The 20,957-nt window shown below is 63.4% G+C and carries 18 protein-coding genes; 8 read left to right on the forward strand and 10 right to left on the reverse strand.

Annotated elements, in window-relative coordinates; genetic code table 11:
• Positions 1–174 precede the first annotated feature (174 nt).
• The 4 genes from OKC44_RS13780 to OKC44_RS13795 all read right to left on the reverse strand — a co-directional run bounded on the left by OKC44_RS13780 (position 175) and on the right by OKC44_RS13795 (position 4,711).
• Positions 175–1,458, reverse strand: coding sequence for a glycosyltransferase (locus tag OKC44_RS13780; RefSeq protein WP_270813467.1), 1,284 nt, complete (start codon positions 1,456–1,458; stop codon positions 175–177).
• Positions 1,458–2,333, reverse strand: a complete 876-nt coding sequence (locus OKC44_RS13785) for a TauD/TfdA dioxygenase family protein (RefSeq protein ID WP_270813470.1) — start codon at positions 2,331–2,333, stop codon at positions 1,458–1,460. The genes OKC44_RS13780 and OKC44_RS13785 overlap by 1 nt, the downstream gene beginning before the upstream one ends.
• A 10-nt stretch (positions 2,334–2,343) precedes the next feature.
• Positions 2,344–3,318, reverse strand: coding sequence for an L-tyrosine/L-tryptophan isonitrile synthase family protein (locus OKC44_RS13790; RefSeq protein ID WP_011707054.1), 975 nt, complete (start codon positions 3,316–3,318; stop codon positions 2,344–2,346).
• A 556-nt stretch (positions 3,319–3,874) separates the two neighbouring features.
• Positions 3,875–4,711: a patatin-like phospholipase family protein gene (locus OKC44_RS13795; protein WP_270813472.1), complete on the reverse strand. Its 837-nt coding sequence runs from the start codon at positions 4,709–4,711 to the stop codon at positions 3,875–3,877.
• Positions 4,712–4,852: 141 nt separating this feature from the next.
• Between OKC44_RS13795 and OKC44_RS13800 the strand changes: the two genes are divergently transcribed.
• The 6 genes from OKC44_RS13800 (at position 4,853) to fumC (ending at position 13,246) form a co-directional block, all read left to right on the forward strand.
• Positions 4,853–6,217 carry an endonuclease/exonuclease/phosphatase family protein gene (locus tag OKC44_RS13800; RefSeq protein ID WP_270813474.1) on the forward strand — a complete coding sequence of 455 codons (1,365 nt, stop codon included), beginning with the start codon at positions 4,853–4,855 and terminating at the stop codon, positions 6,215–6,217.
• A 203-nt stretch (positions 6,218–6,420) separates the two neighbouring features.
• Complete coding sequence (locus OKC44_RS13805) at positions 6,421–8,115, forward strand: sensor histidine kinase (protein WP_270813477.1); 1,695 nt, start codon at positions 6,421–6,423, stop codon at positions 8,113–8,115.
• Positions 8,109–8,846, forward strand: a complete 738-nt coding sequence (gene btsR / locus OKC44_RS13810) for a two-component system response regulator BtsR (protein ID WP_270813480.1) — start codon at positions 8,109–8,111, stop codon at positions 8,844–8,846. The genes OKC44_RS13805 and btsR overlap by 7 nt, the downstream gene beginning before the upstream one ends.
• Before the next feature lie 203 nt (positions 8,847–9,049).
• On the forward strand, positions 9,050–10,858 hold the full coding sequence (locus tag OKC44_RS13815) for a carbon starvation CstA family protein (protein WP_270813484.1): 1,809 nt from the start codon (positions 9,050–9,052) through the stop codon (positions 10,856–10,858).
• A gap of 192 nt (positions 10,859–11,050) precedes the next feature.
• Positions 11,051–11,779, forward strand: a complete 729-nt coding sequence (gene pepE / locus OKC44_RS13820) for a dipeptidase PepE (RefSeq protein ID WP_219253771.1) — start codon at positions 11,051–11,053, stop codon at positions 11,777–11,779.
• A 72-nt stretch (positions 11,780–11,851) separates the two neighbouring features.
• Entirely contained in the window at positions 11,852–13,246 is a 1,395-nt protein-coding gene (fumC, locus tag OKC44_RS13825) for a class II fumarate hydratase (RefSeq protein ID WP_270813488.1), read from the forward strand.
• Between the two features lie 69 nt (positions 13,247–13,315).
• Here the strand turns inward: fumC and OKC44_RS13830 are convergent, their stop codons facing one another.
• A complete protein-coding gene (locus tag OKC44_RS13830) occupies positions 13,316–13,690 on the reverse strand; it encodes a DUF1090 domain-containing protein (RefSeq protein WP_045789162.1) in 375 nt (124 codons plus the stop codon).
• A gap of 178 nt (positions 13,691–13,868) precedes the next feature.
• Here OKC44_RS13830 and OKC44_RS13835 point away from each other — a divergent pair, with 178 nt between their 5' ends.
• Positions 13,869–14,222, forward strand: coding sequence for a DsrE/DsrF/TusD sulfur relay family protein (locus OKC44_RS13835; protein WP_049048204.1), 354 nt, complete (start codon positions 13,869–13,871; stop codon positions 14,220–14,222).
• A 134-nt stretch (positions 14,223–14,356) separates the two neighbouring features.
• The gene (locus OKC44_RS13840) at positions 14,357–15,439 is read left to right on the forward strand and encodes a protoglobin domain-containing protein (RefSeq protein ID WP_043121007.1); all 1,083 of its coding nucleotides are present in this window, start codon (positions 14,357–14,359) and stop codon (positions 15,437–15,439) included.
• Between the two features lie 3 nt (positions 15,440–15,442).
• Here the strand turns inward: OKC44_RS13840 and OKC44_RS13845 are convergent, their stop codons facing one another.
• The 5 genes from OKC44_RS13845 to rbfA all read right to left on the reverse strand — a co-directional run bounded on the left by OKC44_RS13845 (position 15,443) and on the right by rbfA (position 20,902).
• Positions 15,443–16,738, reverse strand: a complete 1,296-nt coding sequence (locus OKC44_RS13845) for an MFS transporter (RefSeq protein WP_270813489.1) — start codon at positions 16,736–16,738, stop codon at positions 15,443–15,445.
• A gap of 48 nt (positions 16,739–16,786) precedes the next feature.
• Positions 16,787–18,925: a polyribonucleotide nucleotidyltransferase gene (gene pnp, locus OKC44_RS13850; RefSeq protein ID WP_011707071.1), complete on the reverse strand. Its 2,139-nt coding sequence runs from the start codon at positions 18,923–18,925 to the stop codon at positions 16,787–16,789.
• A 167-nt stretch (positions 18,926–19,092) separates the two neighbouring features.
• Positions 19,093–19,362, reverse strand: a complete 270-nt coding sequence (rpsO, locus tag OKC44_RS13855) for a 30S ribosomal protein S15 (RefSeq protein ID WP_005298162.1) — start codon at positions 19,360–19,362, stop codon at positions 19,093–19,095.
• Positions 19,363–19,506: 144 nt separating this feature from the next.
• On the reverse strand, positions 19,507–20,466 hold the full coding sequence (gene truB / locus OKC44_RS13860) for a tRNA pseudouridine(55) synthase TruB (RefSeq protein WP_016351717.1): 960 nt from the start codon (positions 20,464–20,466) through the stop codon (positions 19,507–19,509).
• 1 nt (position 20,467) lies between these two features.
• On the reverse strand, positions 20,468–20,902 hold the full coding sequence (gene rbfA / locus OKC44_RS13865; protein ID WP_011707073.1) for a 30S ribosome-binding factor RbfA: 435 nt from the start codon (positions 20,900–20,902) through the stop codon (positions 20,468–20,470).
• Positions 20,903–20,957 lie beyond the last annotated feature (55 nt).

A 20,957-nucleotide genomic window follows, 5' to 3' on the forward strand; every position in this document is an offset into this window, starting at 1 on the left:
CATTCTTTCCTGAGTCGGCCAAAAATTCAACGTCGGGATCGCTCTTTTTGCATGAAAAAGCGCATCCGACGCCGCTGACGCCGCCTCTTGTCACCCTTGCCACCCTAGCAGCCACAAACTGAGCGCAAGCTGAACAACAGGGAGGCCATCGAGCCCCCCTGTTTCATCACGGGATCACCCTTGGCCGCCGAGCAGGGCCGTCACTGCCCCGGCGATGGCTGCGCGGGCATCGAGCGTGGCCATCTCGTCGGCCAGCAGCCGGGCCCTGGCCCGATAGCGCGGCTCGTGCACCAGCTTGCGCACCGCCGCCGCCACCGCGTCTGCCGTCGGCTCGTTGCTGTGCAGATTGATGCCGGCACCGCTCCACGCCACCCGGGTGGCCACCTCCGCCTTGTCCTCCCCGGTGCCCGCCACCACCAGCGGCACCCCGTGCGCCAGCGCGGCCTGCACCGAGCCATAACCACCGTTGGTCACCAGCACGGCGGCGCGGGGCAGCGCCAGCTCGAACGGCACGTGTTCGGTGACGATGGCATTGGCCGGAACGGCGGCGTCCAGCCGCGCCGGATCCCGTCCGCCGGTGGTCAGCAGCAGTTGCAGCTCGTCGCCGGCCAGCCCCTGCAGGGCCGGCAGCAGCAACTGCCCCAGATCCACGTTGGCCAGGGTGCCCTGGCTGACGATGACCAGCGGCCGCTCATCGAGCCGCTCCCACCAGGGCGGTGGCGTCAGCTCAAGCCGGGGTGGCAGCAGCGGGCCGACATAACGGATCACCCCCTCAAGCTCCGGCCGCTCGTATTCAAAGCCGGCGCAGGAGAGCTGCAAAAAGGCATCGGGGGCCGTCACCATCACATCGGTGAAGGGGGCCGCCAGCGGCGGCGCCCCCGCCTCGGCCAGCGCGGCATCGAAGCTCTGCTGTACCTCCCTTTGCAGTTGCCGGGTCGGCTCATCGAGCCAGGGCAGCTCGCCAAGGGAGCGGCGCAGTTCGGGAGGAATGCGCGGGCCGTAGAAGATGGCATCCGGGCTCGAGAAGGAGACCGGGTTCACCCCCAGCATCAGGATGGGAAGGCGCCGCCCGTCCCCCTGTTGCAACAGCGGCAGCACGCCGTAGAAGCCGTTCTCCACCAGCAGCAGATCCACCCCCTCCGCCGCGATCAGCGCCCGCAGATGGCTGTCGTGCTGCGCCATGGGGGCGGCAAAAAAGCGCTTGAGCGCCAGCGCCATCTGGGCGGTGCCGCTCAGGCTGGCCCGCTCGGGAAAATGCCGCTCCAGCGCCCGGTAGTCAAAGTCCACCTCGGGAGCGAAGGGCACGAATTCAGCGCCGGCTGCGCGGATGCGCTGCTCGAACAGGGCGCCGCACAGCATCAGCACTCGATGCCCCTCCTCCACCAGCAGGCGGGCCGCCGCCAGCATGGGATTGACATGGCCCGGGGTGGCGGTGGCCGCCAGCAACAGGGTCGCCATCACGCCGCCCCTTGCGGCGCCAGCGCCGGGTTGAGACAGACCGGGCTGGCCTGGATGTGAACCCGCTGGATGTGGCGGGCGGAGCGGGCGGTGAACCCCTCACGGCCGTGCAGCAGACCGAGGTTGTCGGCGATCACCACGTCCCCCCCTTGCCACTGGTGGGCATAGAAGTAGCGCGGATCGTAGAGCCGCTGGTGCAGATCCTGCAGGAAGGCGGCCTGTTCACCGGGTGCCACCCCCTCAATCTCGAGGGCATGCTGATTGAGAAAACGCACCCCCTCGCGCGGCGGCTCGTTGTAGCGCAGCACCGTCTCGCCGCTCACCGGATGGGGCACCAGCAGCGGCGAGCGCACCTGACCGCCGTAGTGCACCACCTGCTTGATGCGATAGGTGATGTGCACCCGCTCCCAGCGGGCCAGCCGCTCGCCGTCGAGCTCGCTGAGCAATTGGCGGGTATTGATGAAGGTGGTGCGACCCCCTTCGTCCGCCGCCGGCGCGTGCACGCAGTGAAACAGCTGGAACTCGGGCAGGGTCGGCTTGTACATGCCATCCCAGTGCAGCGGCACATAGCTGGAGTCGAAGATGTGGTCGGTGGCGTTCTCGTGCTCCTTCACGTCCAGCACGGCGCCGAACGGCCACATCATGATCTCGCCCCACCCCTCGCCGTAGCGGGTCAGCCGCTCGGGATCGGTGAAGCCGGACTCGAACCCACGCAGGATCAGCACGCCGTGGCGGCGGGCCAGTTCACGCAGCGCCTCGATAGCCAGGCTCTGCACCGGCTGGGCGCTGCGGGCCGGTTCAATCAGCAGGCCGAACGGGGCCTGTGGCAGGATGCGGCAACGCTCGCCGCCGAGGGTAACGATGGATGCAGTCATGGGAAACTCCTCAGGCGGCGGCCTGCTTGCCGTTGATCAGGTAGTGGCTCGGACGGCCGTGGATATGGACCAGCTCATGCTCCATCGCCAGCACGTCGCGCCGCTTCATCAGCACGAACTGGCCATCCAGATTGGCCGCCACCCCGTGCCAGGGGGTGAGCCAGTCATCCCGGGTCGGCAGCATGTGGATGCCCATCTTCAGGCTGTGGCTCGCCTGGGGGTGGATGGAGAGACGGATCGCCTCGGGGAAGCGCTCCGCCAGCAGGTTGCCCCAGGCGCGGCTGCGCTGGATCACCGCATGGGTGCGCGCCTTGGCATCCCGCTGCAGCGCCGTGTTGGAGAGCGGGGTGTCGGGCAGCTGGCTGTCTTCATAGAGGAAGCGGGTCATGGCGCGATAGAGGCGAATGCCCTCCTCGGTGCTTCTCACCTCTTCCGTGATCTGTGCCAGCGGCTCGGCATAGCGCTCCACCAGCTGCTCGCGCAGGGTGTCGAAGTCGCGGCTGGCACAAAACTCGGCCATGCCCGCCACCATGCCCAGGTGGAAAACCCCGAGGTGGGTCGCCCCCAGCTCCAGGATCAGCTGCTCGATATGGGCCTGATAGGCGTCGATGGCCGGGTCCGCCACCCGGATGAGGTCACCGAACACGTGGCCGTCCGAGCAGATGAGGATCCGCATGCCGGGCGCGTAGTGCAGCTGGATGCGCTGGCAGAGGTGATTGAGAAAGCTGAGGGAGAGCCGCTCCGCCATGTCCGGCAGGGTGCCCAGCACCTTGTTCGGATTGGGCGACTTGGTGGGGAAGGCGGGCAGCACGCAGGTGATGGTCTCGCCCCGCTCGATGAAGGCCTGCAGACGGGGGATCTGGATGGCGGCCACCTCTGCTTCCTCCTGCTGCCGATCCAGAATGGGATCGGGGAAGCGGCGACGATAAGGCAACAGCTCGGCAAATATATTTTGGGCAATATGATGGGAAGATAAACCACTCATTATTCCGGCTCCTTTGGCAGGATTAAAATCAATAAAGATGACTCTTTATCAATGCGTCCAGTCTCTGTCGTTATTATTTTTGTATCCGTTTGCTACCCAAACGAATCGAGAGGGGACAGTAGCCGAGATGAAGTCAGGCTATCAATTCGCCATTGATGTAAACAGATTCAACCCGCAGCGAATAATCTATTTCGCATAAGCTATGTTGAACTATACATATGAATAGAAACAGATTTTATTTAAATTGATGCGTATCAAATATCACCAACCAGAAAAGTTCCCCAACCGCTTTATTATTCAGTCACAAATTGACTCGTGGATTATTTAGCACAACTTAATAGTGATATTTTTTCATGGCGGCAATCCTGACCATTTCGCTGTAAATATCGCAAATAATTATCCAGCTACATATTAAGCAGACGAACAGAGTGCAGCCACCGCCGCGCAAGAGGGGGAATGACCGGGCGAAATGACGCGTCGCAGATCTGCTGCGCCATCGCCATGCGCTTTCATGGTGGCGACCCCGTTCGGGGCCGCAATGGTGTGCAAAGCGCGCCTAAGCGCTCCCTAGATAGTCGAGGGCCGCCTGCCAGCCCATCTGGTAACCCTGCTCCAGCCGCCCCCGGTCGGTGGTCATGCGGCCGACCCGAAAACCCGCCGGCGGCACTATGACCCGGATGCAGCAATCGGCCGGCGGCTGGCGGATGAAGTCGATGGCATCGTTGTAGCTTTGATGACGCGACAGGCTAGCGCGAGCCAGGGCCGGCGTCTCGCGCAGCAGGTAGCGATGCAGGGCGGGCAGGCGCGGCGCCCGCTTGCGATAGCCCAGCGGCCGGGAGAGCACCACAGTGATGTCGCGCGCCCCCTGCTCATAGGCGTGGCGCACCGGAATGGAGTCGGCCACCCCGCCATCCGTCATGGCCTCCCCGTCGATGCGCACGAAATCCCGGTAGACCAGCGGCACCGAGCAGGAGGCCTTGATCTGCTGCTCCAGCTCGGCGGCATTGGCCTTGAGGTAGGCGGCCTGGCCGTCCGCGACCCGGGTGGTCACCACGGTCAGCGGCACCGGGTTGGCGGCAAAGCGCGCCAGATCGAGCCGGCACTCGCGGATGGTGATCGCCCACAGCCAGTCGAGATCGAGCCAGTGGCCGCCGCGCAAGAACTTGGCCAGGTTGATGAACTCGGGGCGGCAGGAGTAGTCGGTGATGACGTTGTGGTTGCGCCCCTGCTGACCGGCCAGAAAGGCCGCCAGATTGACCGCCCCGGCCGATACCCCGATGCAGTGATCAAACGCCGTGCGGCCCTTGGCCAGAAACGCATCCAACACCCCGGCGGCGAAAATGCCGCGCATGGCGCCCCCCTCGACCACCAGGGCCGTCTGTCGCCGACTCATCTCGCCTCCCCGTTTTTGCTCTGTGAATGGTCTCACACTTTGGCCCATTCAGAGCCCGGCTGCTGGCCGGGATCCCTATAATGGGCACGCCTTTGCTCCCCATGAGCAAGGTATAACTTATTGATGCTACGGAATATTACAATGAAAAATATCAGCAAATCCCTACTGGCCGCTGCCATTTCCCTCGGATTGATGGCAGGCTGTAACAGCCAAAATGACTCCGAGACCCCGACCCCCATGGTTCGCTTCGCTACCTTCAACCTCTCCTTCGATCGCACCGCCGCCGGCATGCTCGCCGGTGAACTGGCCCTCAGTCGCACCGAGCAGGATGCCCTGCTGGCCCGCCTCGCCGACGGCACCTTGAGCGGCGCCGAGAAGACCAAGGCCCTTGACGTGCAGCAGATCCGCAACATCGCCGAAATCATCCAGCGCACCCGGCCGGACGTGTTCCTGCTCAACGAATTCGACAATGACGGCAAGGGCAGCGACACCACGGACCTCAAAGCCTTCAACGACAACTACCTGGCCCACGCCCAACACGACGAGGTGAAGGCCATCAGCTACCCGGTGCTGCAGAACTTCGCCACCAACACCGGTCTGATGAGCGGCCATGACCTCAATCTGGACGGCAAGGTCAACAACGGGCCGGACGACGCCTGGGGCTTTGGCAACTACCACGGCCAGTACGCCTTCGCCGTGATGTCCCAGTACCCCATCGATACCAAGCAGATCCGCACCTTCCAGAAATTCAAGTGGAAGGACATGCCGGGCGAAGTGAACCCCGTCATCGACGACTGCAACAATGCCAAGGCGCCGATCCCGGCTGGCCGCCAGTGCGGCGATGCCTGGTATGACGACGCCGCCTGGCAGGCCTTCCCGCTCTCGTCCAAGAACCACGCCGACGTGCCGGTGCGCATCAAGCGCGGTAACAAGGAGGAGGTGATCCACTTCCTCATCTCCCACCCGACCCCGCCCATCTTCGGCAACGCGGCGCGCCACAACGTCAAGCACAACCGGGCCGAAGTCGCCTTCTGGCAGGATTACGTGGAGACCGCCAGCTACATGGTGGATGACGCCGGCAAGGCCGGTGGCCTGCCCGCGGGTGCCAAGTTCGTCATCGCCGGCGATCTCAACGCCGATCCCCAGATTGGCGATGGGGATCTCACCGCCATTCAGGATCTGCACAACCATGTGCTGGTCAACCAGGCCGTCACCAACGGCGCCCTGATCCCGGTCAGCCAGGGCGGCCCCGAGTGCCTCGCCAGCCAGCCGGATCAGTGCAAGCGCAACAACAACCGTCCCACCCCGGAGCGCATCACCAGCAGCAGCGGCCTGCAGCTCGACCACGTGCTGCCCTCCGCCAACCTGAACACGGTCGCCTCCGGCGTGTTCTGGCCGGCCAGCTTCGAGCCGGGCTACCACCTGGTGTATGACGCCAAGCTCGGCATCGCCAAGGGCGTCAGCTCGGATCACCGCCTGGTGTGGGTCGACTTCAAACTCGACTGACAGTGTGCTGCACAACACACAAGGGGCCTGCGGGCCCTTGTGTTTGTGGTCATAGTGCCATTCAGAGGGATGCCTTTGGCTCAGGGTGCCGGCAAATCTGTGCGCAGGCGCGCTATTCCGGCGCCCGCGGCTTGCAGCGCAAATCGGGGTTTGCTAATACTCCGCGTCCATTGGATGAGCATCCCCTTTCGAGATAGTGTGCCGTGGCTTTCGAACAATTCGCGCTCGTGATATCTCTCTTCCAGCAGCTGTGCGTCTATCTGGTGATCGCCTGGCTGCTCTCCAAGACGCCGCTGTTCATGCCGCTCACTCAGGTGACCCTGAGCTGGCCCCACAAGATCCTCTGCTACCTCATCTTCTCCGGCTTCTGCGTGATGGGCACCTATTTTGGCCTGAGAGTCGAGGACTCCATCGCCAACACCCGCGCCATCGGCGCCGTGCTGGGGGGCATCGTCGGCGGCCCTGTGGTGGGGCTGCTGGTGGGGCTGACCGGCGGCATCCATCGCTATTCGCTGGGGGGCTTCACCGCGCTCGCCTGCACTTTCTCCACCATCGCCGAAGGGCTGCTCGGCGGCCTGGTGCACCGCCACTTCGTCGCCCGCCACCGGCTCGACCTGCTGTTCAGCCCCTGGGTAGTGGGATCTGTGGCCCTCATCGCCGAACTGATGCAGATGGGGATCATCTTGCTGGTGGCCCGCCCGTTTGACGACGCCGTCCACCTCATCGAGAACATCATCGCCCCCATGCTGGTGGCCAATACCCTGGGGGCCGCCATGTTCATGCGGATGATCCTCGATCACCGCGCCATGCTGGAGAAGTACTCGGTCGCCTTCTCCGCCCGCGCCCTCAAGATCGCCGAGCGGGCAATGCGGGTGCTGGACAAGGGCTTCACCCAGCAGGCGTGCCAGCAGATGGTACGCATCCTCTACGAGGAGACCGGAGTGGGCGCGGTGGCCATCACCGATCGGGAGAAGCTGCTCGCCTTCATCGGCATAGGCGAGGATCACCACCTGCCGGGCACCGCCATCAACTCGGCCCACACCTTCAAGGCGATCCAGCACAACGAGGTGGTCTATGCCGACGGCAACCTGATCCCCTACAGTTGCAACCTGCATCCCCAGTGCCGGCTCGGCTCCTCGCTGGTCATTCCGCTGCGGGGGGAAGAGGGCTCCGTGGTGGGCACCATCAAGCTCTACGAGCCCAAGCGCAAGTTCTTCTCCTCCATCAACCGCACCCTGGGGGAAGGGATTGCCCGGCTGCTCTCCGGCCAGATCCTGGCGGGCAAATACAACGAGCAGAAGCGGCTGCTGGCCCAGTCGGAGATCAAGCTGTTGCAGGCGCAGATCAACCCGCACTTCCTGTTCAACGCCCTCAACACCCTGGCGGCGGTGATCCGGCGCGACCCCGAGGATGCCCGCACCCTGGTGCATCACCTCTCCACCTTCTTTCGCAAGAACCTCAAGCGCCAAGGGGACGAGGTGACCCTGGCCGACGAGCTGGAGCACGTGAACGCCTACCTGCACATCGAGCAGGCCCGCTTCGCCGAGCACCTGAGCGTGCAGATCGACATCCCCGATCCGCTGCTGGAGTACCGGCTGCCCACCTTCTCCCTGCAACCCATCGTCGAGAACGCCATCAAGCACGGCATCTCCCAAATGTTCGAGCCGGGCCGGCTGACCCTGACGGCGCGGCAGGAGGGTGAGCAGCTGGTGCTGGAGGTCTGTGACAACGCCGGCCTCTATCAGGCCAAACGGGAGGAGAGCGGCCTTGGCATGAACATAGTGGACCGGCGCATCAAGGCCCGTTACGGCGCCGAGTACGGGGTCGCCATTCACTGCGAGCCCCATCAATCCACCCGGGTGAGGATCACCCTTCCCCTGCAGGAGAGCCCATGCTGACCGCCCTTATCGTCGACGATGAACCCCTCGCCCGCGAGGAGCTGCGGCTGCTGCTGGAGCAGGCGGGCAACATCCGCCTGTTGGGGGAGTGTGCCCACGCCATGGAGGCGCTGCCCGCCATCCACCGCCTCAAACCCGACCTGCTGTTTCTCGACATCCAGATGCCGCGCATCAGCGGGCTGGAGCTGGTGAGCATGCTGGATCCGGACTTGCGCCCCCACATCGTCTTCATCACCGCCTACGACGAGTTTGCCCTGCGCGCGTTCGAAGAGAACGCCCTCGACTACCTGCTCAAACCGGTCACCAGCGAACGGATGAACAAGGCGCTGGAGCGCATCCAGCGGCTGCTCTCGCCAAAGGGTGAGCTGGCGGGCCAGCCGCTGCCGGATCCCACCCGTATCGCCCAGCCCCTGCGCAGCATCCCCTGCTGCGGCCACAACCGCATCCTGCTGCTGCCCCTTGGCGAGGTGGAGTTCGTCCACAGCGATCTGGCCGGCAACAAGGTGGTGAGCGCCCAGCAGCAGGGCACCACAGAGCTGACCCTGCGCACCCTGGAGGAGAAGACCGGCTTCGTGCGCTGTCACCGCCAGTACCTGCTCAACCCGGGCCAGATCCGCGAGATCCTGCTGCTCGACGGCGGCCTGGCGGAGGTGGTGACCCAGGGCGGCCACAAGGTGCCGGTGAGCCGCCGCTACCTCAAGCCCCTCAAGGAGCTGCTGGAGATCCCCTGAGGAGCGGGCCACTCACTCCGCTCCTGCTCTGCCCGTTACCACTCACCCCGCCGGCTTACACCTCAAACCGCTCGGGGCCGCTTTTCTGCCGCTCGCAGGCGGCCCTCTGCCACTGACCTTTTCTGCGCTCCCCTTTCCCTGCCGCCTGCGTAGAGTGCAGCCTGAGCCCGGCCGGATTGGCCGCAGGAAAAGGAAACTCCGTCATGCAACACGCAATCACCTTCGTCATTGCGGCCCTCTGCATCCTCGCCATCGCCTATCGCCTCTACGGCGTGTTCTTTGTGCGCAAGGTACTGATGGCCGACGACAAGCTGGTCACCCCCTCCCACCAGCTGGAGGATGGCAAAAACTACGTGCCGACCAACAAGTGGGTCAACTTCGGCCAGCACTTCGCGGCCATCGCCGCCGCCGGCCCGCTGGTGGGCCCGGTCCTGGCCGCCCAGTACGGCTACTTGCCGAGCTTTCTCTGGCTGCTGATCGGCTGCGTCATCGGCGGCGCGGTGCACGACACAGTCGTGCTGTTCGCCTCCATGAAGCATCAGGGCAAGTCCCTCTCCGAGGTGGCCAAGGCCGAGCTCGGCCCCATCGCCGGCTGGTGTACCGGCCTTGCCATGCTGTTCATCATCACCATCACCATGGCGGGTCTCTCCATGGTGGTGGTACACGCGCTGGAGCGTAACGCCTGGGGCGTGTTCGCGGTGTTCATGACCATCCCCATCTCCATGGTGGTGGGGATCTGGCACAAGCTGACCGGCAACCTGCAAGCCGCCTCCTGGGTGGGCTTCATCGCCGTGCTGGCCTGTGTCTTCTTCGGCCCCTACGTGCAAGAGAGCGCCTTCGGTGCCTGGCTGACCCTGCGTGCCGAGACCATCAGTCTGGCGCTGCCGGTCTACGCCTTCTTCGCCACCGCGCTGCCGGTCTGGCTGCTGCTCACCCCGCGCGGCTACATCTCCAGCTTTATGAAGATCGGTGTGTTCGGCGCTTTGGTCATCGGTGTCATCTGCATCAACCCGGAGATCCAGTTCCCCGCCATGACCCAGTTCGTCCACGGCGGCGGCCCGGTGCTGGGCGGCCCGGTCTGGCCCTTCATCTCCATCACCATCGCCTGCGGCGCCATCTCCGGCTTCCACGCCTTCATCGGCTCCGGCACCACCCCGAAACTGGTGGACAAGTGGAGCGACATCCTGCCGGTCGCCTTCGGTGCCATGCTGGCCGAGTGCGTGGTGGGCGTGATGGCGCTGATCGCCGCCACCGCCCTGCACCCGGCCGACTACTTTGCCATCAACGCCACCCCGGAGGCCTTCGCCAAGCTGGGGATGCAGGTGGTGGACTTGCCGTTCCTCTCCCAGGAGATCGGCATGGATCTGAACGGTCGCACCGGCGGCGCCGTCACCCTGGCGGTAGGCATGTCCTACATCTTCACCAAGGTGCCCTGGTTCAGTAACCTCGCCTCCTACTTCTTCCAGTTCGTGGTGATGTTTGAAGCGGTCTTCATCCTGACTGCCGTCGACTCCGGCACCCGGGTCTCCCGCTACCTCATTCAGGACTTCTTCGGCGAGTTCTATCCGCCCCTCAAGCGCATCGACTGGATGCCGGGCGCCATCGGGGCCAGCGTGCTCGCCTGCGTGATGTGGGGGTATCTGCTGATGTCCGGCGATATCGGATCTGTGTGGGCGCTGTTCGGGGTCTCGAACCAGCTGATGGCCTCGGTGGGTCTCATCATCGGTGCCACCATCATCCTGCGACTGGCCAGCAAGCACCGCTACATGCTGACCTGCCTGATCCCGCTGGCCTACCTGTTCGTCACCGTCAACTACGCCGGTTACTGGATGGTCAGCCACGTCTACTTCAACCCCGAAGCCAAGGGCTACAACCTGCTCAACGGCGGCATCTCGCTGCTGATGCTGGGGCTCGGCGCCGTCATCCTGGTGTCGGCCATCCGCAAGTGGATTGAGCTGTGGAAGCTGCGCCAGCAGCCCGAGTTCCAGATTGCTCCAGCCAGCGCCAGCTGACCCATCCGCTGCAACAATAAACCCCGGCATGCCGGGGTTTGTTGCATCTGGCGGTCAAAAAACGGCCTCATCAGGGTACATGGCGCCATCGATCACAGAACCCGAGCAGCGATCGGGCTAGAATGGGGGCTTCCGTCACCCGGCCTGGGGCCGGTGACCTCTTCGCGCTTTCACTTATCGAGGACACGCTTCATGGAACTGCTTCTTCTCAGCAACGGCAAAGCCACCGAATGCCCGGGCCTGCTCGGCTGGGCCCGGGATCGGGTGCAGACCCTGCTCGCCCGCAAACAGGTCAAGCGCATCCTGCTCATCCCCTACGCGGTGATCCGCAGCGACTGGGATGCCCGCGCCCTGGAGCTCAGCGAGAGCCTGGGGGTGGAGGCCATCAGCATCCATCAGTTCGATGACCCGGTGGACGCGATCAACCATGCCGATGCCATCTTTATCAGCGGCGGCAACACCTGGCGCCTCAACCAGCTGCTGCACGAAAACGGCCTGGTGGTGCCCATCCAGCGCGCCGTGCGCGAGCGGGGCGTGCCCTATGTGGGCTGGAGCGCAGGTTGCAACGTGGCGACCCCCAGCATCCGCACCACCAACGACATGCCGGTCTGCAGCGCCGCCGTGCTGCCTGCACTGGGGCTGTTCCCGCTGCAGATCAATCCGCACTATCTGGATGCCAGCATCAGCGGCCACATGGGGGAGACCCGCGACGAGCGCCTGGCCGAGTTCTGCGCCATCAACCCGAGCGAACACGTGGTGGCTCTGCGCGAGGCGAGCCTGCTCCAGATAAGCGGCGAGCACATCGAATACTGGAGCGCCCGCGGCGAAGGCTTCAAAATCTTCAAGCACGCCGAGACCACCCAGGAGTTCAGCACAGCCACGCCGCTGGCCGAGCTGACGCCGTTTCACCCGCGCAGCTGAATGGCGCTGACCGGCTGAAACCCCACAGGGGCGCAGGATGTCGCCCCTTTTTCGCAATGAAGGGAGGATGAGATGAAGAGCAGGACTGAACACGACAGCTTCGGCGCAATCGCCGTGCCGGCCGATCGGCTGTGGGGAGCCCAGACCCAGCGCTCCCTGCAACACTTCGACATCTCCGGCGAGCGCCAGCCGATGGCGCTGATCCACGCCCTGGCCCGCATCAAGTCGGCCTGTGCCCGGGTCAACCACGCCAACGGGCTGCTGCCCGCCCGCACGGCGCAGGCCATCATGAGTGCCGCCGACGAGATCCTGTGCGGCCAGCATGATGAGGAGTTCCCGCTGCGGGTATGGCAGACCGGCTCAGGCACCCAGACCAACATGAACCTCAACGAGGTGCTGGCCAACCGGGCCAGCGAGCTGCTCGGCGGCACCCGTGGCGAGGGGCGGCTGGTACACCCCAACGACGAGGTGAACAAGAGCCAGTCGAGCAATGACGTCTTCCCGAGCGCCATGAACCTGGCGGCCGTCACGACCATCACCCAGCACCTGCTGCCCGCCCTGACCACCCTGCGCACCACCCTGGCCGGCAAGGCGGCGGCCTTCGACGACATCGTCAAGATAGGCCGCACCCATCTGCAGGATGCCACCCCGCTCACCCTGGGGCAGGAGTTCTCCGGCTGGGTCGCCCAGCTCGAGCAGGGGGAGCGCCATATCCGGGCCGCCCTGCCCCATCTGTGCGAGCTGGCGCTGGGGGGCACCGCCGTCGGCACCGGCCTCAACACCCCGCCCGGCTTCGCCGACGCGGTGGCCGCCACCCTGGCCGAGCAGACCGGCCTGCCGCTGGTGAGCGCCCCCAACAAGTTCGAGGCGCTGGCCGCCAGCGATGCCCTGGTCCATGGCCACGGCGCCCTCAAGACGCTGGCCGCCTCCCTCATGAAGATCGCCAATGACGTGCGCTGGCTGGCGAGCGGTCCCCGCAGCGGGCTGGGAGAGCTGCTCATCCCGGAAAACGAGCCAGGCTCCTCCATCATGCCCGGCAAGGTCAACCCGACCCAGTGCGAGGCGCTCACCATGCTGTGCGCCCAAGTGATGGGCAACGACGTGGCCATCAACATCGGCGGCGCCAGCGGCAACTTCGAGCTCAACGTGTTCAGGCCGATGATCGCCCACAACTTTTTGCAGAGCGTGCGGCTGCTGGCGGACGGCATGCAGAGCTTCCACGACCACTGCGCCGTCGGCATCACCCCGAACCAGCCCCGCATCGACGAGCTGCTGGCCCGCTCCCTGATGCTGGTGACGGCGCTCAACCCCCATATCGGCTATGACAAGGCGGCAGAGATCGCCAAGCGGGCCCACCATGAGGGGCTCAGCCTGCGGGAGGCGGCCATCGCCTCCGGCCATCTGACGGCGCAGCAGTTCGATGCCTGGGTGGTGCCGGCCGACATGGTGGGTCGGCGCAGCGGCTGAGCCAGTCCGGCGGGAAACTCGAGATAAAAAAGAAGCCGGACTGCGCCGGCTTCTTTTTTCATCAATGAGTCAGGGTTTGGCAAGCTTGCTCAGGGCATCCAGCTCGCGCTGGGCGGCCAGCAGCTTGGTCTGGGCCTCTTCCAGCTTGGCCTGTTTCTTGGCGATCTTGTCGGGCTTGCCCGTCACCCTGGCGTTTTGCAGCTCGACCAACCGTTCGTTGACCTGCTCCTTGAGCTCGGCCACCCGCTGCTGCTGCTCCTTGAACAAGCCGGCGTCGGTACAGTGAGTCTCGATATTGCGCAGAGCCCGCTCCAGCCCGGCGACCTGATCCGCATTGCCGTGCGCCTTGGCAAACACCAGCTGATCCTTGACGGCCTGCTGGCGCGCCTTGCAGCCAACGGCCTCACTGCCATAGGCCTGGCCGGCCAACAGCAGCATGCTCATTCCGAAAACCTTCCACATAACGACCTCGTTCCCCTGTCATGTTTGATGGCCGCCTATCAGACCGTACTCGGCCAGCCGGGTCAAGGCGCGGGCAAACCGCTACGACAGAGTTTGTGCGACATCACGCCAACCGGGTGCCGATGGGCCTACAATGGCTACTTTCATGAAGGAGTCTGTTATGAATCAAGAGATTGTCATCATCGCCAACGGCGCCCCCTACGGCAGCGAATCCCTGTTCAATGCCCTGCGCCTGGCCATCGCCCTGCGCGAACAGGGCGGTGCCAACCTGAAACTATTTCTGATGTCCGATGCGGTCAGCGCCGCACTGGCGGGCCAGGCCCCGGCCGAGGGCTACAATCTGCGCCAGATGCTGGAGATCCTGCTGGCTCAGGGGATCAGCATCCGCCTTTGCAAGACCTGTACCGATGCCCGTGGCATCACGGCGCTGCCGCTCATCGAGGGGATCGAGGTAGGCACCCTGCCGCTGCTGGCCCAGTGGACACTGGCGGCCGACAAGGTGTTGACCTTCTAGCGGTGCGAGAACCGGGCGCAGGCATTGATCTGCAACAATCCTGCGCCATTTGAAAACCTGTTCACAGCTGTTAATGTCTACACTGTCAGTTAGATAACAACGTGCGCGCTTTCATTTTCGTTCAGGGAACTGCCATGAATCCAACCGAACAGACTCTGCTGGAACAAATGCGGATCACCGAGTTCGAAATCGCTCATCGCAAGGAGCTGTTGCTGCTGGATGAACGGGATTTCGCCCTGCTCGCCAGCTACCGTCCCAAAATCGAACCCCACATCGACGCCCTGGTCGACAAGTTTTACACCCTGCAGACCGGGATCACCGAAATTGCCCTGCTGATCGGCGACGCCGACACCCTCACCCGGCTGCGGGCCGCCCAGCGCCGCTACATTCTCGACCTGTTCAGCGGCCTGTACGACCTGGAGTACGTCAACAACCGGCTGCGGATCGGACTGGTGCACAAGCGGATTGGAGTGGAACCCAAGCTCTATCTGGCCGCCATCAACACCCTCAAGGGGCTGCTCATCGAGGATATCTTCACCCAGATAGACCATGAGCCGGACCGCATCACCATGCTGACCGCCCTCGACAAGCTGTTCCTGTTCGACATCACCCTGGTGTTCGAGACCTATATTCGCAGCCTGGTGTCGGAGATCGAGTCCTCCAAGGAGAAATCGGAGATCTACGCCAAGTCGCTGGAGGAGAAGGTGCGCGAGCGCACCCAGCAGCTGGAGGAGATGAGCCGGACCGATGCCCTCACCGGCCTGCTCAGCGTGCGCCATCTGCAGGAGAACCTGACTCGCACCCTGCGTACCTGCCAGCGCCGCTCAGAGCCGGTAGTCATCGCCTATCTCGACATCGATGACTTCAAGCAGATCAACGACAGCCAGGGCCATCAGCGCGGGGACGAGATCCTGCGCATCGTCGGCGACTGCATTCGCAAGGTCTCACGAGCGGAGGATTGCTGTTTCCGTTACGGTGGGGACGAGTTCTGCCTGATCCTGCCCAACTGCAACGAAGAGCAGGCCAGAGACGTCTACCTGCAGCGGCTGACCAACGCTCTGGCCGAGCAGATCAGTGATGTCACCCTCAGCATCGGTCTGGTACAGACCGGGCCGGTCCAGTTCGACGAGGGCAACAGCCTGATCCGGCTGGCCGACGAGCGCATGTATGCCGCCAAGAAGGCGATGAAGCTGGTCAACCAGAACAGTACCCACTGAGGTTCAATCCTGCCTGACCCGAATCCGCTCCGGGCGCGCAATGCGGGCGCCCCACTCATAGAGCAGGAAGGTAAACAGGCAGAGCACCGCCATCAGCACGTAGAGCGCCTGACCACCCCACACGGCAAGGATCCAGCCCCCCAGTAGAGCACCGATGGCGCCCCCCAGCCCGGCCAGCGCACCGGCGCCGAAGTAGCTCCCCTTCAGGTGCGAGGGTGACATCTGATCGATCAGCACGTTGAGCAGCGGAAACAGTATGGTCTCCCCCACGCTCAGCATCAGTACCGCCCCGACCCAGTGCGACCACTGCAGCGGATCCCCCAGTGCAAACAGCACCTGAGCCCCCAAGAACAGGGTGATGCCGACCTGCAGGCGCACCTTGCCCGGCCAGCGGGCCAGGAGATGCAGCAGCGGGAATTGCAGCAAGACCACGGTCAGGGCGTTGGTGGCCACCAGAAGGGCGATGAGGCTCGCCACCTCTGGGGTCCCGGCCCTAGTCAGATACTGCACCAGCGGTGAGTGGAACTGGGAATAGACCAGGTTCATCAGCAGATTGGCCAGCACCAGCAGCAAGAAGCCCCGGTCCAGCCACAGCACCTTGATGGCCGCACGCAAGCCCAGCTCGCTGCCGTGGGTCGCTATTACCCTGCTTTGCGCAAATCCCCAGAGGAAGGCAGCCCCCAGCAGCAGATAGCTGCCACTGAGCAGCAGGAAGGTCTGCTGCTGGGCACTGATGCCGAGGGTCACCCCCAGCAGGGGGCCCAGAGCCGCCCCCAAGTTGAGCAGGAAGTAACGCAGGTGCAGCGCCAGCTCGCGCGCCTTGGCCGAGGCCAGGCTGTCGGCCATCAGCGCCTTGCCGGGCGCATCGATGAGCCCGGAGGAGAGGCCGCTGCCGAGTACCCCTAGTCCGAGCCACAGCACCGAATGGGAGAAGCCGAGCAGGCCGTAGCAGAGCACCGAGACCAGACAACCCGCCAGCAGGATGTTGCGCCGCCCCAGCTTGTCGGACAGCCAGCCGCCATAGAAGCTGACCAGGGTGGAGATGGCCGCAGTCGCCCCCAGCATGGCGCCGATGGCGGTCGCCGAGAGGCCATACTCCCGATAGAGCAAGATGGAGAGAAACGGCCAAACCATGTAATAGCTGGTGCGCACCATGAAGGTGCCCAGGATCACGGTCCAGACCAGGGGAGGAAACTGCCTGAGGAGGGCCCACGACATCACACTGCTCCTTGTTGCCCGTCGCGCGGGAAGCCTTTCGTTATAACAAGAGGTCTCAAAAGAGACAACATCAAGCCACAAATATAAAAAAAGCCGACCCTGAGGTCGGCTTTTTCACGGCTCGGCGGCTTATTCGGCGGCCGGCTCTTCGACGGCGGCAACAGCCGGCTCGGCGGCGGCTTCAGTCGGGGCGTTCGCTTCCTTGATGGAGAGACGCACGCGGCCCTGACGGTCCACTTCCAGTACCTTCACCTTCACCACGTCACCGATCTTCAGATAGTCGGCCACGTTCTGCACGCGTGCATCGGTGATCTGGGAGATGTGCACCAGACCGTCTTTGCCCGGCAGGATGTTGACGAAGGCACCGAAGTCAGCCAGACGGACAACCTTGCCTTCATAGATGCGGTTCACTTCGATCTCGGCGGTGATGGCCTCGATACGGCGAATCGCTTCCTTGGCGGCATCACCGTCAACGGCGGCGATGCGGACGGTACCGTCATCATCCAGCTCGATGTTGGTGCCGGTCTCTTCGGTCAGCGCACGGATCACGGAGCCACCTTTACCGATGACGTCCTTGATCTTCTCCGGGTTGATCTTGATTGTGTGGATGCGCGGGGCGAAATCGGAGATCTCGGCACGCGGTGCCTGGATGGCTTCGTCCATCACTTTCAGGATGTGCAGGCGAGCACCACGAGCTTGCTTCAGGGCAATCTCCATGATCTCTTTGGTGATGCCTTCGATCTTGATGTCCATCTGCAGTGCGGTCACACCTTCGGTGGTACCGGCAACCTTGAAGTCCATGTCGCCCAGATGATCTTCGTCACCCAGGATGTCGGACAGCACGACGAAACCTTCTTCTTCCTTCACCAGACCCATGGCGATACCGGCAACGGAGGCCTTGATCGGCACACCGGCGTCCATCAGCGCCAGGGAGGAACCACAGACGGAGGCCATGGAGGAGGAGCCGTTGGATTCGGTGATTTCAGACACCACGCGTACCACGTACGGGAACTCGTCGGCGCTCGGCATCACGGCAGCAACGCCGCGCTTGGCCAGACGACCGTGACCGATTTCACGACGCTTCGGGCTACCCATCATGCCGGTCTCACCGACGCAGTATGGCGGGAAGTTGTAGTGCAGCATGAAGCGATCGGCGCGGTTGCCGGTCAGCTCGTCGATGTTCTGGGCGTCACGCTCGGTACCCAGGGTGGCAACGACCATGGCCTGAGTCTCACCACGGGTGAACAGGGCGGAGCCGTGGGCACGCGGCAGTACGCCGGTGGCGACGGACAGGGCGCGGATCATCTCCGGATCGCGACCATCGATGCGCGGCTCGCCACGGACGACGCGACCACGGACGATGCGGCTTTCCAGGCTGTGGAACTCTTCGCCGATCTTCTTGGCATCTTCTTCCACGCCGGAAGCGATGACTTGCTCAACCACGCGAGCCTTGATGGCGCCGATGGTTTCGTAACGCACGGCCTTCTCGGTGATGCGGTAGGCTTCACCCAGCTCAGCTGTCGCCAGCTCGGCAACCTTGGCTTTCAGCGCTTCGTTGACGGCAGGAGCAGTCCAGTTCCACGGCTTGGTACCGACGTCGGCAGCGAATTCGTTGATGGCGTTGATAACGGCCTGCATCTGCTCGTGACCGAACACCACGGCACCCAGCATCACCTCTTCGGAGAGGATGGCCGCTTCGGATTCAACCATCAGCACGGCGTTGGCGGTACCGGCCACTACCAGGTCCAGATCGCTCTGCGGCAGTTCGGTAGTGGTCGGGTTCAGCACGTACTGACCGTTCATGTAACCCACGCGGGCTGCACCGATCGGGCCGCCGAACGGGATACCGGAGATGGCCAGCGCCGCGGAGGCACCGATCATGGCAACGATGTCGGGAGAAACGGCCGGGTTCACGGACATGACGGTGGCAACCACCTGAACCTCATTGAGGAAGCCTTCCGGGAACAGCGGACGAATAGGACGGTCGATCAGACGGGAGATCAGGGTCTCGCCTTCGCTCGGACGGCCTTCACGACGGAAGAAACCACCCGGGATACGACCAGCAGCATAGGTACGCTCCTGGTAGTTGACGGTCAGCGGGAAGAAATCACGGCCGTGATCGGCCTCTTTCTTGCCAACCACGGTCACAAATACGCAGGTATCGTCCATGCTGACCATGACGGCCGCAGTGGCTTGACGGGCCATCACTCCGGTTTCCAGAGTGACGGTGTGTTGACCGTACTGGAATGACTTTACAATAGGATTCACGTGAATTTCCTTTTTACAATTTGGCGCTTTAAATTCGCGTGCAAGTATACTTGATTCGATGCAAAAGGTAAGCAGCGACACAAATTCTGTGAGGGCGGCAACAGCCTGACGCGCAATAAAAAAGGGGAACCCGGAGGTTCCCCTTTTTCGCGAAATCTGATGGTCGATTAACGACGCAGACCCAGCTTGGCGATCAGAGCAGCGTAACGCTGAACGTCTTTACGCTTCAGGTAGTCCAGCAGCTTACGACGCTGGGAAACCATGCGCAGCAGACCGCGACGACCGTGGTGATCCTTGGAGTGCTCCTTGAAGTGACCTTGCAGATGGTTGATCTGGGCAGTCAGCAGGGCAACTTGCACTTCGGGGGAGCCAGTGTCGTTGGCGCAACGAGCGTTGTCAGCAACGATTTGAGCTTTGATCTCAGCATTTAGAGACATGGTATTACTCCAGTAGAGTGTTTAAAGGTTCACAGCCAATCTCTAATTCAGCCGTGAAATGAGGGCGGTATCATAATCGTCCCCGTCACTTTTCGCAACGGGAAAGAGCCACAACGGCCAACACCCGTCGATACCGCCTGAGGATCACTCCTCGTCGTGTTCGTCGTGATAACGCACCAGACGCTTGGGCGCCACGCGCCCCTCGTCGTCGATCTCGCCCACGCCGATGAACTCGCGCTCCGGACCGACCGTCATGCGCACCTGACCGCTCTGCGGCGCTCCGGCGACCTGCACGGCCTGGCCCTGGTTCACATAGGCGGCCACGGCAGCCAGCATGTTCACCTCGGGCAGGCTTGCCACGGCGGTGTCCATCGGCAGCAGCAGCGGATCCAGCTGCTCGCGCGGCGGAATGCTTTCGGCCTTGGCCTGCTCGAAGATGCACTCGAGCTGTTCCAGGGTCAGCATCCGCTCATAGGGATAGCTGGCCACCTGGGTACGGCGCAACTGGGTGACGTGCGCGCCACAGCCCAGCACCTCCCCCAAGTCGTCCACCAGGGAGCGGATGTAGGTGCCCTTGCTGCAGTGCACCTCCAGCTTGACCTCATCCCCTTCGAAGCTGATGAGCTTGAGCTCGAACACCGTGATGGGGCGGGCTTCCCGCTCGATCTCGATGCCTTCACGGGCGTACTCGTAGAGTGGGCGACCGTTGTGCTTGAGGGCTGAGTACATGGACGGCACCTGCATGATGGGGCCGCGGAACTGGTCCAGCGACTCGATCAGGGTACCCACGGCCACGTTCACCGGCCGGGTGGAGACCACCTCGCCATCGGAGTCGCTGGTATTGGTGCGCTCGCCCAGCTTGGCGGTCACCTCGTAGCGCTTGTCCGCTTCCAGCAGATACTGGGAGAACTTGGTGGCTTCGCCGAGGCAGATCGGCAGCATGCCGGTTGCCAGCGGGTCCAGAGCGCCGGTGTGGCCAGCCTTGGCGGCGTTGTAGATCCGCTTGACCTTCTGCAACACATCGTTGGAGGTCAACCCGGTCGGCTTGTCCAGCAGCAGGATACCGTGCACGTCACGGCCCTTGAAACGACGTCTACGAGACATCTCAGGCGTTATCCTCAGTAGTTTCATCCGGCGCGGCATCGTCTTCTTCACGACCGGATTCGGCCATGCGACGCTTGTCTTCACGGATGGTGTTGGTCACCAGGTTGGAGAGACGCATCCCCTCGACCAGGGTCTGGTCGTAGAAGAAACGCAGCTCGGGCACCACGCGCAGACGCATGGCGCTGCCCAGCAGGCTGCGGATGTAGCCAGCGGCTTCCGTCAGCGCCTTGAGCCCTTCCTTGATGCGCTCGGCATCATTTTCCAGCTGCAAGAAGGTGACATACACCTTGGCGTAATTGAGGTCACGGGACACTTCCACATCGGAAACGGTCACCATGCCGATGCGCGGATCCTTGACCTCGCGCTGCAGAATGAGCGCGATTTCACGCTGGATCTGCTGTCCGACCCGACGGGTCCGGCTAAATTCTCTGGCCATATTCTATCCTGCGATAAAAGGGGGCCGCGGCCCCCTATTTAATCTGACTCCAGCC

Source organism: Aeromonas sp. S41-2 (assembly GCF_027705845.1).
In the GTDB taxonomy this organism is placed as follows: Bacteria; Pseudomonadota; Gammaproteobacteria; order Enterobacterales; family Aeromonadaceae; genus Aeromonas; species Aeromonas hydrophila.